General features: G+C 67.9%; 7 protein-coding genes. All 7 read right to left on the reverse strand.

Annotated features, from left to right (window positions below; genetic code table 11):
- Positions 1 to 122 precede the first annotated feature (122 nt).
- Positions 123 to 293, reverse strand: coding sequence for an oxidoreductase-like domain-containing protein (locus CSC78_RS16230; RefSeq protein WP_162338907.1), 171 nt, complete (start codon positions 291 to 293; stop codon positions 123 to 125).
- Positions 290 to 2,431 carry a S46 family peptidase gene (locus tag CSC78_RS16235; RefSeq protein WP_162338908.1) on the reverse strand — a complete coding sequence of 714 codons (2,142 nt, stop codon included), beginning with the start codon at positions 2,429 to 2,431 and terminating at the stop codon, positions 290 to 292. Before CSC78_RS16235 ends, CSC78_RS16230 begins: the two co-directional genes overlap by 4 nt.
- A gap of 76 nt (positions 2,432 to 2,507) precedes the next feature.
- Entirely contained in the window at positions 2,508 to 3,566 is a 1,059-nt protein-coding gene (locus CSC78_RS16240) for a winged helix DNA-binding domain-containing protein (protein ID WP_162338909.1), read from the reverse strand.
- A 2-nt stretch (positions 3,567 to 3,568) separates the two neighbouring features.
- Positions 3,569 to 7,315 (reverse strand): translocation/assembly module TamB domain-containing protein, encoded by a 3,747-nt coding sequence (locus tag CSC78_RS16245; protein WP_162338952.1) that lies wholly within the window; start codon positions 7,313 to 7,315, stop codon positions 3,569 to 3,571.
- A gap of 83 nt (positions 7,316 to 7,398) precedes the next feature.
- Complete coding sequence (locus CSC78_RS16250) at positions 7,399 to 9,183, reverse strand: autotransporter assembly complex protein TamA (RefSeq protein WP_162338910.1); 1,785 nt, start codon at positions 9,181 to 9,183, stop codon at positions 7,399 to 7,401.
- Positions 9,184 to 9,423: 240 nt separating this feature from the next.
- On the reverse strand, positions 9,424 to 11,649 hold the full coding sequence (gene glyS / locus CSC78_RS16255; RefSeq protein ID WP_162338911.1) for a glycine--tRNA ligase subunit beta: 2,226 nt from the start codon (positions 11,647 to 11,649) through the stop codon (positions 9,424 to 9,426).
- Positions 11,650 to 11,818: 169 nt separating this feature from the next.
- The gene (glyQ, locus tag CSC78_RS16260) at positions 11,819 to 12,751 is read right to left on the reverse strand and encodes a glycine--tRNA ligase subunit alpha (protein ID WP_162338912.1); all 933 of its coding nucleotides are present in this window, start codon (positions 12,749 to 12,751) and stop codon (positions 11,819 to 11,821) included.
- Positions 12,752 to 12,813 lie beyond the last annotated feature (62 nt).

The raw sequence follows: 12,813 nt of genomic DNA on the forward strand, positions 1-12,813 counted from the left end.
ACGCCAGCAGGGAAAGGCCGCCAAAGTCGCCATCACCGCCTGCATGCGCGTCCTGCTCATCCGCCTCAATGCCATGGTCCGCGAACAGACCGAGTGGCGAACCAGCTAAAAGACAGTTGCTCCTACAGTGAACTTTCGGGATGCCGCGCCTTCCACGCCGCCAGCTGCTCGCGGTAGTGCTGCAACTGCTCGGCATACAGGTCGTGCACGCAGATCGGGCAGCCGCTGTTGCAGCAGTCGCTGGGCAGCGGCGCTTCGGGTTCGAGGGGGCGCGGGTCGTCGTCGGGCGTCACGGTGCGCCCATTTCCTTCAACAGGTGCGGCGCCGGATACACCTTGCCCATCAGCCAGCGCAGGTAGCGCATGTCGACGTGGACGGCGCGCTTGTAGCGCGGATCGAACATCCAGCTGGCGCTGACGGATTCCCAGTTGCTGTCGAAGTTCAGGCCGATCAGTTCGCCGCGCGCGTTGAGCACGGGCGAGCCGGAGTTGCCGCCGGTCGTGTCGAGGTTGGTGAGGAAGTTGACCGTCTGCGTCTGCAACACGGGATCTTCCGTGCCGGCGAAGTCGCGCTTGGCGATGGCGTCCAGCAGCGGCTTCGGTGCGTCGAACGGCGCCGTACCGGTGTTCTTCTCGACGATGCCGGCCGCCGTGGTCACCGGCGTGTACTGCACGCCGTCGCGTGGCGAGAAGCCGTCGACCTTGCCGAAGCTTACGCGCAGGGTGCCGTTGGCATCCGGGTACAGCGCGCGGCCCTGCTGCTGGCGCCAGGCGAACAGCGTGCGCATGTAAGCCGGGCGCAGGCGCAACTGCTCGCCTTCGCGCGTCTTGCGTTCGTTCTCCAGCGCCAGTTGCACCGGCACCAGCGTCGCCGCCAGGTCGATCAGCGGATCGGCAGCCAGCGGCTTGCCTTCGCGAGCCGCCGCGAAGCGCGACAGGCGCTCGGCTTCGTCGCCGAGTTTCGTGCCAGCGTAGAGCGTGTCGAGGGCCTGCCTGAGCGTGGCAGGCGTGCGTCCGAACGCGGTATCGAAGGCGGGCAGGCGCTGCGCGTCCGGCAGCTGCTGGTAACGCGTCAGCAGGATGGTGAGCAGCGCCTTCTCCACCTCGGGCGAATAGCGGCGCTGCACCTGCTTCAGGACGCCTTCGATCATGGCGTGGTCGCGCGCCTGGAAGCCGTTCTCGCGTTCGGCATCCGGCTTGGCGGATTCCAGGCGCAGGCGTTCCAGCGTGATGGCCGTGCGCATCAGCTGGGACTGCGCGCCGAACAAGTTGAGCAGCAGGTCGCGCTCGCGCATCGCGGAACCGCCGGCGATCGACGCCGCGAGCGCATCGATGTCGGCGCGTTCCTTTGCAGCGGCATTGGTGGCGAGCATGCCGCGCTCGTCTTCCGCGCGCACGCGCACGGCGTCGCTGCGGCGCAGGCCTTCCAGTTCGCCGGCGGCGCGCTTGCGCTGGTTCTTCAGCGACTGCAACTGGGCGGCATAGCGCGTCTTGGCGTCGGCATCCTTGGCGCCAGCCGCTTCCACCACCCCGATCAGCTGGTCGAACACCGCTACGCGCGTGGGCAGCGTCCAGGCGATCTGTTCTTCGAACTCGGCCGCCGTGCGATGGCGGTAGGTGATGCCCGGGTAGCCGGCCAGCATCGCGTAGTCGCCGGCCCTCGGGCCGTCCTTCGCCAGTGCGAGGTGCGCCGGTGCACGGTAGGGCACGTTGTCGGCGCTGTAGGCCGCGGGCTTGCCATCCTTGCCGACGTAGGCCCGCAGCAGGGTGAAGTCGCCGGTGTGGCGCGGCCACATGAAGTTGTCGATCTCGTCGCCATAGTTGCCGATCGCGCGCGGCGGCGCGTAGGCCAGGCGGATGTCGCGCAGCTCCAGCTGGGTGATCCGGTAGAAGTCGGTGCCGTAGTACATGTTGGCGACGCTGCAGCGCACGCCACCCTTGGCCTCGCACTCGGCGACGATGGCCTTGCTGGCGCGATCCACCGCATCGAAGTAGGCGCGTCCGGTCTTGCCGGTGGTCTCCTTCAGCACTGTGTCGGTGACCTTGTCGTAGCCGACCGTCACCAGCACGCGGAAGTCCGGATTCGCCGGCAGTTCGCCCGCACGGTCGGCGGCGATGAAACCGTCGTCGATCAGGTTGTGCCCGGGCTTGCTGTTGTACTGGATCACGCCATAGGCGACGTGGTGGTTGGTCAGGATCAGGCCGTCCTGCGAGACGAATGCGCCGGTGCCGCCGCCGGCACGCACGACGGCGCTCAGCGGCGCGGCGGTGACGTCGGCCAAGGTCTTCGGATCACCCTTGAAGCCGGCCTCGCGCAGCGTCTTGCCCAGCTGCGGCAGTTGCGACGGCATCCACATGCCTTCATCGGCGTGGGCGGGCAGGGACAGGGCGATGCCCAGGGCGAGGGCGGTCGTCGAACGTCGATGGCGCATGGTCGTAATCCTGCAAACGAGACGGAAACGATATCGGGCCCGTCCCGGTGCGGCAATGACGGCCTGTGTCGCCTCGTCAGTGCGGATCGCCGAGGAAGCGTCGCCAGGGCTGCACCGCGCGCTGGATGCCGGTACGTTCAGCGTCGTCCAGCACGCGAAAGGGATCGAGTACGACATCGTCGTCCCCCGCACTGCCGCGCTTCCACGTCGCCGCCACACGTCCGCCGACGATCATCGTGGGCGCCACGAGTCCGTTGACGCTGAAGACGCGTCGCGTCTGCGCGGTATCCAGCACCGGCGTGCGGTCGCGGTAGCCGATCAGGTATTCGTCGAACGCGGGCAGCAGGTGCACCGCACGGGATCGCGACGGTGCAGGCGCGTCGGATCGCCACCACCATGTCGTGTCGTCATGCGTCTCCTGTTCGAGCGCGGATGAGGCCAACGTCAGCGCCAGCCGGGCATCCTTCTGCGTCAGTCCCGACCACCACGCGAGATCGGCGGCAGTCGCGGGCCCGTGGCCCTGCAGGTAGCGCAACGCGAGACGATGCAGCGCTTCGTCGCGATCGAGTGCTGCGCTTGGCGGCACCCAGGCATCCATCAGCACGAAGGTCGACTGCTTGCCCTGGCGCGATCCCTGGCAGATCACGCTTTCGTGCGCCAGCCAGTTCAGCAGGTGCAAGCCACGCTGGTTGGCGTTGGCGATGCCGGCGGCTTCCATCTGCGCGTACAGCTCGGTGCGCGCGACCGGCGCACCGGCGGACAGGGCGTGTTCCATCACCCACCGGCCACGGGCGAGGGTCGCAGCGTCGAGGCCGAAATCGCGCGCGAGACGTGTGGCATTCGCCGCCTGCACACGCGGCGCGAGCAGGGCGACCATCCAGCGCACGTCCTCGCGCGCCAGCAGGTGCAGGGTGCCGCGCATCGGCCAGGTGCGCACGATCTCGCCGCGCGCGATGGCGTCTTCGACCTGCGCCAGCGACGACCCCTTCGTCCGCAGGCCGACCGCCCACAGCGCGGCGTGGTAGTCCTGCGCCTGCATGGCGGTCATGTGCCGCACCGCCTCGGCCGGCGAGGCCGCGACGGGTGCGCTGATGCCGTGTGCGCGCAGGCGCCGTGCCGTCAACGACGGCGGCACGGCTACTTTTCCTTGCGCCAGTTGATGGAGCCGCGCGTTTCGATGGTGCTGGACTCGATTTCCACGTCGAAGCCCTTGCGCAGCAGGTACTTCAGCGTCACCGCCGAGCCGGAGCCCACCATCGACACGCCATAGCTGACGTACAGCTTCGGCGACAGGTACTTGCCCACGCCGAAGACCGAGCCGCCCAGCGTGCGCGACTCCAGTACGCCGGCATCGTCCAGGCCGATCTTCGCGCCCAGCTGCGAGGCCAGCAGGCCGGCGCCGGCGCCGAGTGCGGACGAGGCCGCGTTGATGCGCTGGCTTTCGTCGCTGCTGGCGGTGTTGAGCGAACGGCCCAGCACGAGGTAGGCGAGGGCTTCGGACTCGGACATCGACGGATTCGACCAGACGCGCGCGCGCGGCTGGCTGGCGCGGCCGGTGACGTCGATGCCGGCGGTGACGCCCGCACTGACCACCTCACGCTCGGCGCGGATGTTGATGCGCGGATCGGAGACGGCGTTGTTGCTCCAGGTCAGTTCGCCGCGGGTGATGCGCAGCTTCTGTCCGTAGGCTTCGTAGCGGCCGTCGACGTCGAGCCGGCCGGTCGCCAGCATTTCGCGGCCCGGCTGCGAGCGCACGTGCATGGTACCCGCCAGCGTGCCTTCCAGACCGTAGCCCTTCAGTTCGACCTTGTCGCCGACCTTCAGGGCCAGATCGAGATCCAGCCGCGAACTGGGCGCGCGCTCCGGATCGACGGGGTCGAGGACCACCACGTCTTCCGATGCGGAGACGCCATCGTCTAGCTTTTCGACGTCGATCGTCGCCGACGGGATGCCGACCTCGCCGCGCACCTGGATGGTGTTGTCGGCGAAGCCCACCTGCAGGTTCGGCGACGCGACCGCGCGCAGGTCGGTGGTGTCGGAGACCAGCACGTTGTCGCCGCGCACCTGGAACTGCAGCGGCGTGGTGTCGTTGTTCCAGCCCAGCGTGCCGGTGACGTTGAGCACGCCACCGGTCCCGGTACCGCCGGTGGACGACACGGTCTTCATGCTGCCGCTGATGCGCGCACTGCCGTCGGACAGTGCGACCAGTTCGGCGCCGCCGTCGGCCAGCGACACGCCGAGCGCGGGCAGTTCGCCGGTGAACTCGGTCAACGTCGCTTCGCCGCTGAGCAGCGGGTGTCCGCGCGTGCCGGCGACGCCGATGTGGCCCGCCAGCTTGCCCTGCGGACGCACCAGGTCCGGCGAGAACAGTTCCAGCCAGAACAGGCGCGAGTTGTGGAAGTACAGGTCGCCCTTCAGCGGCGCGAACGCATCCCAGCCGGTGTTGAACGTGGCATCGACGTAACCGTCGCCCTTGAAGCCGGTGCCCAAGCGGCCCTGGATCCGCTGCGGGGTGAAGTCCACATCGAGGGTGAAGTTGTCGTAGCGGATGATCTCGCCACGCGCGGTCGTGCCCATCTTCAGGCCGCCGTCGAGTGAGGCCAGGTGCACTTCACCCTGCCACGCATTGCCGGCGGGACGCAGCGTCGCATCGAGGGTGAACTCGCCGCGCAGCGTCAGCGGGCGGCCGTCGCTGGGCGGCAGCCACGGTTGCACCAGGGCGAGCGACAACGCTTCGCCCCGGATCTCCAGCCCCTGCCGCGGCCAGTTGGCGCTGGCGCACAGCGCGCCGCCGATGTCCGAGCCGAGGCAGCTTTCCGACAGCGTCCAGTTGGCACCGTTCTGCGCGAAGCGTGCCGGTTGCCGCAGCGTCCACGGGCTGCCTTTCGACAGCGCGATGCGCAATGCATCCAGCGTGCCCTGCCAGTTGGCGCCACGTTTCTGCGCCGTGCCCGACAGCGCGACCGCGCCCATCGCATTGCGCGCGTCGCCGTCGAAGCGCAGGTCTTCCACCGCCCCGCGCGCCGTCACGCTGACGCTGTCCAGTACGGTACCGACATCGATCGCGCTGCCCTGCAAGGCGAGGTTGCCGTCGCCGCTGCGCCACGGCAGGCGACCACGCAGGCTGAGCGTACCGGCGCTCCAGTCGTTCCAGCGCAGGTTCTGGCCGCCGAGGTCGGCATCGACGTTCGGTGCAGTGCGGGCGCCGGTCAGGTTGACCGTGCCGGCCAGCGTGCCGCTGGCGTCCGGCAGCAGGTCCGCCAGGTTGAGCGGGTCGAACGCGGCGTCGATGTCGAGCGTATCGCCGACCTTGCCCTTGGCGGTGACGCGGCTGCCGCCGAGCGACAGCGCGAGATCGCCCGAGCCGTTGTTGCCATCGAGGGCGAACGTGCCGCGCGCATCCAGTGCGCGGTCGCGCAGGCGCCCGTTGAGCCTCGGGATGTCCAGCGTGCCCTGGAACAGGCCGTCTTCGCGCTGCTTGCCCTTCGATGCGAGCTGACCGGACACGTTGCCGTTCCAGCCCGCCGCGAAGTAGCCGGGATCGAAGCCGGCGAGCGTGGCGGTGACGTCCCAGTCCAGTGCCGGCGACCAGCCGACGGTGCCGGTGGCGTCCAGCGTGCCTGTCGGCATGGTGGCGCGCAGCGTCTTCAGCTGCGCGCGCTCGGCGTTGCCGCTGCCATCGAATTCCAGCAGTGCGCTGTCGTCGCCACGGGTCAGCGTGGCCTTGCCTATCGCGGCCCACGCTTCGAGTTTGCCGGCCACGCCGAAGTCGCCTTCGGCACCGATCATGCTGTCCGCTTCCGCGCCCCAGCGCAGTCCGCGCGCGTTGACTGCGAAGCGGAACTCGGGATTCTCCGGCACGGTGAAATCGGCGCGGCCGCGCAGCGAGGCGTAGCCATCGAACGCGCGGATCGCCAGCGGCTCGACGGTCAGCACTTCGCCATCGATGCGCGCATGCGAGGGTTCGATCACCACCGCGATGTCGCCCTGCTGCACGGTGCCCTGCAGGTCGGCCGCACCGCCGGCGCCCTTGGCGACCAGGTCGAACGATACCGGCGTGCTGTCGTCCATCACGCCCAGCAGCGAGAGATCCAGCGCTTCGGTCTTCGCCGCGAAGTTCCAGGTCGGCTTGGTCTCGCCGCGCAGCGTCAGCGTGGCGCGCAGCGGTGCCGGTGCGGCACCGGACACGCCGACATTCATGCGCGCACGGTTGCCGCGGGCTACCAGTCCGATGCGCGCCGGTGTGCGCCCGAGCGATGCGGGGAACACGCCGGTGGCCGTGAGATCGGTCGCGTAGCCATCGCGTGGCGCGTAGCTTCCATGTACGCCAAAGGCGCCACGGTCGCTGGCGATGGCCAGCTTCTCCGCGATCACGTAACCATTGCCGATGTCGATGCCGCCGCTGGCATGGGTGATGTCGATGACGGGCTGCCCGCCCTGGCGGATCAGGAAGCGATCGATTCCCAGTGCATCGGCCTGGATCGCCAACGGCATCTCGATCTGCGGCAGCAGGTCGGGCCAGTGCGGCAACTCGAACGGTTCGTCGCTCTCCGGCACGTCGAGCATCGCGCCGCGCAGCTTCAGCACGTCCAGGCGCAGGCGCTTGCCCAGCAGCGGACGCAGGTCCGGCTCCAGGTAGACCTCGTCGGCGGTGAAGTGGATCTTGTCCCAGCGGAAGTCCACGCCGCGCAGGGTCAGCGGGCCGGCGATCGGTCCTTCCACCTCGCGATAGTCCAACGACGCGTCCGCCGGCAGCCGCGCCTTGATCTGCGCCAGCAGCACGTCGCGGCCGGCGACGGTCTGCAGCAGCCAGTACAGGCCGATGCACAGCAGCACGGTGAGCACGCCGGTGCCGATCGCGCTGCGGATCGCCAGCGTGCGCATGCGTGCCTTGCGGCGCGCGCGCAGTTCGGCGATGCGCGCCTCGCGCTCTTCCGGCGTCAGGTCGTCGGGGAGCTTGTACTTCCTCACAGATCCGTCCCGATGTTGAGGTAGATCTGGAAGCTGGAGTCCGGATCGTTGAGGCCGTGCGCCACGTCCAGGCGTACCGGTCCGACCGGCGAACGCCAGCGGAAGCCCACGCCCACGCCGGTGCTCAGGTCCGGGCGCGTGCCATCGAAGGCGCTGCCGGTGTCGACGAACACCGCGCCGCCGTACGGACCGCCCTTCGGATAGAACTCGTATTCGACGCTGCTGGTCAGCACGTTCTTCGCGCCCAGCGCGTAGTCGCCGCGGCGCGGGCCGACCTCGCGCCAGGCGTAGCCGCGGATGCTGCGGTCGCCGCCGGCGAAAAAGCGCAGCGACGGCGGCATCGCCACCAGCGAGCTGGTGAAGGTGTGGCCGTATTCGCCGCGCACGATCAGCGCGCTGTTCGTCTTGTAGCGCTGCGACCAGCGTGCGCGCATGTGGAACTGCAGGAAGTTGGCATCGGAGCCCGCGCCATCCACGCCGCCGCGCAGCAGGATGGAACCGGCCAGCTGGTCGGGACGGTTCGAGCCGACCGGCGAGTTGGTGTAGTCGGCGCGCAGCGACGGGTAGGTGAACGTGGCGTACTCGACGGTAGTGTCGGGCAGGCCGGTGAGCGGATCGTCCTCGACGTAGCGCCAGCGCTCGCGCAGCGCGTGGATCGACGCCACCGCCGTCCAGTCCTCGCTCACCTGGCCGCTGCGGCTGCCGGTGAACTCGACGTGGCGCAGGTCGATATAGTCGGTCTGTTCGTCGCTGGCTTGCACGCCGACGGTGTACCAGCCGTCCAGCCACTTGAACGCGGGAATGCGGTACTGCGTGACCAGCGTCTTGCGCTTCTGCGCGTAGTCCAGGAACGTGGACAGCTTGTGCCCGCGCGAGTTGACGTAGCGGCGGTCCAGGCCCAGGCGGATACCGGGGCCGCTCTCGGTGCCGTACGCCAGGCCGGCGGTGTAGATGTCGCGCTTGGCCAGTTCCAGGTTCACGTCGATCGGCACGCGGCCGTCGACCGCCTTGTCGGGGTTGGCCTGGATGTCGATGCTGGAAAAATAGTCCAGGCCCGACAGCGATTCGCGCAGGCGGTCCAGCTTGCCCTGGTGGAAGTAGCTGCCTTCCTCCCAGTACACCAGCTTCTCCAGCAGGCCCGGGTCGAACTTGTCCTGGTGGAAGGTGGTGGCACCCATGTCGTATCGGATGCCGCTGACCCAGCCCAGCGCGATGTCGGCGGCGTGGTCGGCACGCGTGACCTCGACGCGGCGATGGGTGAAGTCGGCATCGAAGTAGCCGCGGTCGGCCAGGCGCCGCACGATGGCCAGCTTGCTTGCTTCGTACGTGGTGTGGTCGAAGACGTCGCCGACGTTCGGCGCGAACGCCGCCAGGTCTTCCTTCAGGTAGCGGTCGTCGCCGCCTTCGCCCTCGATGGACAGGTCGCGCCGCCGCACGCGCACCGGCTCGCCCAGCTGCACGCGCACGGTGACGGTCAGGCGTTCGTCTTCGGCGCTTTCAGTGCGGGGCGCGTCGAGGGTGACGGTGGGCGAGTAGTAGCCGAACGGCTCCAGCGCCTCGCGCGCCTCGGCCACGGCCTCGCCGAGCAGGTACTCCAGCCGCGACTCGCCGAGCCGCTTGCCCAGCGAGTCGTTCAGCGACAGCGCGGCGTTGATGTTTTCGATCATCAACTCGTCGTCCAGACCTTCGACCTGCACCTTGTCGACGATGGCGGCAGCCCAGGCCGGAGCCGTGGCGGCGAGCAGGACGACGAAGGTGGCGAGGCGGGGGAATCGACGCATGCGCGCAGGATACCCGGTGCGGGTTAAGCGGGGTGAAGGGTGGGCGCGATCACGAAGCGCATCGTTCACGGAAACATGCGATCGCCGCGATGCGCTCCTTCCCCCGCATGCGGGGGAAGGTCGGGATGGGGGCGAGAGAAACATGACGCGAGTGATGTCCATCCAAGCGACCCACGCATCGCGCCTTCCCCCACCCCAGCCCTCCCCCGCAAGCGGAGGAGGGGGCGCAATGCGAGGGCGTCAGCCCGAGAGATGCTCGATCGCCGCCACCGCGCGAAAGCGGTCGGCCAGGCGCTTGAGCAGGGCCAGGCGGTTTGCGCGCACGGCCGGGTCGTCGGCATTGACCATCACGCTGTCGAAGAACGCGTCGACCTGCGGGCGCAGGCGGGCGAGGTGGTTCAGCACGGTCACGTAGTCGTGGTGGTGCAGGGCTTCGTCGGTCTCGCCCAGCACCGCTTCCACCGCTTCGGCCAGCGCGCTTTCGGCCGGGTCGGTCAGCAGCGCGCGATCGATGGCGTGCGGGATGGGGATGTCGGCCTTCTTCAGGATGTTGCCGATGCGCTTGTTGGCGGCGGCCAGCGCGTCGGCTTCCGGCAGTGTGGCGAAGGTGCCGATGGCGTCCAGGCGGGTGTCGAAGTCGTACAGCGAGGCGGGCTTGAGTTCCGCGACGGCATTGAAGTGCGCGGCAGGCACGCCCTTGTCGGCGTAGTAGCTGCGCAGGCGGTCGAGGATGAAGTCGTAGAGTTCTTGAGATTGATCCTTGGTCAGCTCCAGCACTTTCAAGAAACGGTCCTGAGCAACTTCTGGCCCGAAGAGCTCGTTTTTCAGATCTTGCACGGCTGCGGTGCTCAGGGCGCCAGCGACTTCAGCTACTGCGGCCTTGTTAGGCAAAGTGGCAATTACGACCATTGTGTTCGAAAAAAAGCTGGAAAGCGCCAAGAGAGGCTTGAGGCGAATATTCAAGCCCGATTCAATGATCGTTCGCGCAAGCCCAAGCGCATTTCGCCGCAGTGCGAACGGATCCTTATTGCCGGTAGGCTTCAACCCTGCGGCGAAACCGCCGGCCAGCGTATCGAGGCGCTCGGCAATCGCGAGCACCTTGCCCAGCGGCGAGAGCGAGATGTCGTCGCCGGCGAAACGTGGCTGGTAGGCCTCGTCGATGGCCAGCGCGATCTCCTTCGGTTCGCCGGCGGCGAGGGCGTAGTGACGGCCGGCGATACCCTGCAGCTCGGGGAACTCGTTGACCATGCGCGATTGCAGGTCGTTTTTGCTCAACTCAGCAGCACGACGTGCTGATGCTGGATAAACGCCGATTTCATCGCCGATCTCTTTTGCGATCCATTCGGCTAGCTCGGCAACACGCTCTACCTTCTGTGCCACGCTGCCCAGCTTGGCCTGGTAGGTGACGGTCTTCAGGCCATCGCCCATCGACGTCAGGCCCTGCTTCAGGTCCTCGTCGAAGAAGAACTTCGCATCGCTGAAGCGCGGACGGATCACGCGCTCGTAGCCCTTGCGCACTTCGTCGACGTTCTGCGACTCGATGTTGGCGATGCCGATGAAATGCTCGGTCAGCTTGCCGCCATCGCTCAGCACCGGGAAGAACTTCTGGTTGATCTCCATGGTCTCGATCAGCGCTTCCTGCGGCACGGCCAGGAACGCGGATTCGAAGCTGCACAGCACCGCCGCCGGCCATTCGGTCAGGCAGACCACCTGTTCCAGGTTGTCGTCGGTGATGCGCGCGCTGCCACCCGCCTGCTCGGCCGCCTTGTGCACTTCCGCGGCTATCCGTGCGCGGCGCGCGTCGGGATCGACCAGCACCTTCGCGCCTTCCAGGGCGATGACGTAGTCGTCGGGATTGTTGATCCATACCGCCTTGTCGTGCTCGAAGCGGTGGCCGCGGCTCATGCGGTCGGACGTCACGCCCAGCACATCGGCGGGCACCACATCGTTGCCGAGCAGCAGCACCAGCCAGTGCACCGGCCGCGCGAAGGCGTAGTCGTGGTCGCCCCAGCGCATCGGCTTGGGGATCGGCATGCCGGCCAGCGCCTCGCGCACGATGTCGGCCAGCAGGTCGGCGGTCTTCGCGCCGGGCTTCACCGCGCGGTGGACGAAACGCTCGCCCTTGCCGTCGGTGGTGCGCTCCAGCTGCGTCCAGTCGATACCGGCCTTCGCCGCGAAGCCTTCCAGCGCCTTGGTCGGCGCGCCGTTCGCGTCCAGCGCGATGTTGAGGTACGGGCCGAGCACTTCGGATTTCTGCTCCGGCTGTTCCACGTCGACCGCCGGCAACAGCACCGCCAGGCGTCGCGGCGTGTACAGCGGCTTGGCGTCGCCGCGTTCGTAGCCGATGCGGCGCTTCTCCAGCGCCGCGATCACGCCATCGAAGAAAGCCTGCGCCAGGCCCGGCAGCGCCTTGACCGGCAGCTCTTCGGTGCCCAGTTCGACCAGCAGGGATTTTTGTTCGCTCATGTGCATGCAACCTTGAGTTGTTCCCTTCTCCCTGCGGGAGAAGGTGCCCGAAGGGCGGATGAGGGTGCGGCGGAGTCCGTGGCGGTGAACCATCCGGATTCCGCCGGACCCTCTCCCCAACCCCTCTCTCCCACAGGGACTTCCTGCGGTCGCCGAGGGGAGAGGGGCTTCAAGCGGTTTCTTTCTTCAGCCCGGGAAAACCCAGCTTCTCGCGCTGCGCGTAGTACGCCTCGGCCACCGCCTGCGCCAGCTTGCGCACGCGCAGGATGTAGCGCTGGCGCTCGGTGACGGAGATCGCGCGGCGCGCGTCCAGCAGGTTGAAGCTGTGGCTGGCCTTGGTGACCTGCTCGTACGCGGGCAGGGGCAGGCCGGCTTCCACGAGCTTGAAGGCTTCCGCTTCGTACGCGTCGAAGCGCTTGAACAGTTCGTCGACATTGGCGTGTTCGAAGTTGTACGTGCTCTGCTCGACTTCGTTCTGGTGGTACACGTCGCCGTAGGTCACCACGCCCTGCGGACCGACCGTCCACACCAGGTCGTAGACGTTGTCGACGTTCTGCAGGTACATGCAGAGGCGCTCGAGGCCATAGGTGATCTCGCCCAGCACCGGGCGGCATTCCAGGCCACCGGCCTGCTGGAAGTAGGTGAACTGGGTGACTTCCATGCCGTTCAACCAGACTTCCCAACCCAGACCCCAGGCCCCGAGGGTCGGCGATTCCCAGTTGTCCTCGACGAAGCGCAGATCGTGCACGCGCGGATCGATGCCCAGCGCCTTCAACGAGCCCAGATAGAGTTCCTGGATGTTGTCGGGGTTCGGCTTCATCACCACCTGGTACTGGTAGTAGCGCTGCAGCCGGTTTGGGTTTTCGCCGTAGCGGCCGTCGGTGGGGCGGCGGCTGGGCTGCACGTAGGCGGCATTCCACGGCTCGGGACCGAGGGCGCGCAGGAAGGTGGCGGGGTGGAAGGTGCCGGCGCCCACTTCGAGATCCAGCGGCTGGATCAGCACGCAGCCCTGCTCGGCCCAGTACTGGTTCAGAGTCTGGATCAGGGCCTGGAAACTGAGGCCCTGGAAGGTGGTTACCGGTGAAATGGTTTGTCCGGCCATCGCGTTATCGTGCACTGCGGAAAAGCGGGCTAGTATACGGGCAAGCCCTTGTCCTTCCGCCG

It is taken from the genome of Pseudoxanthomonas japonensis, from assembly GCF_010093445.1.
Lineage (GTDB): Bacteria > Pseudomonadota > Gammaproteobacteria > Xanthomonadales > Xanthomonadaceae > Pseudoxanthomonas_A > Pseudoxanthomonas_A japonensis.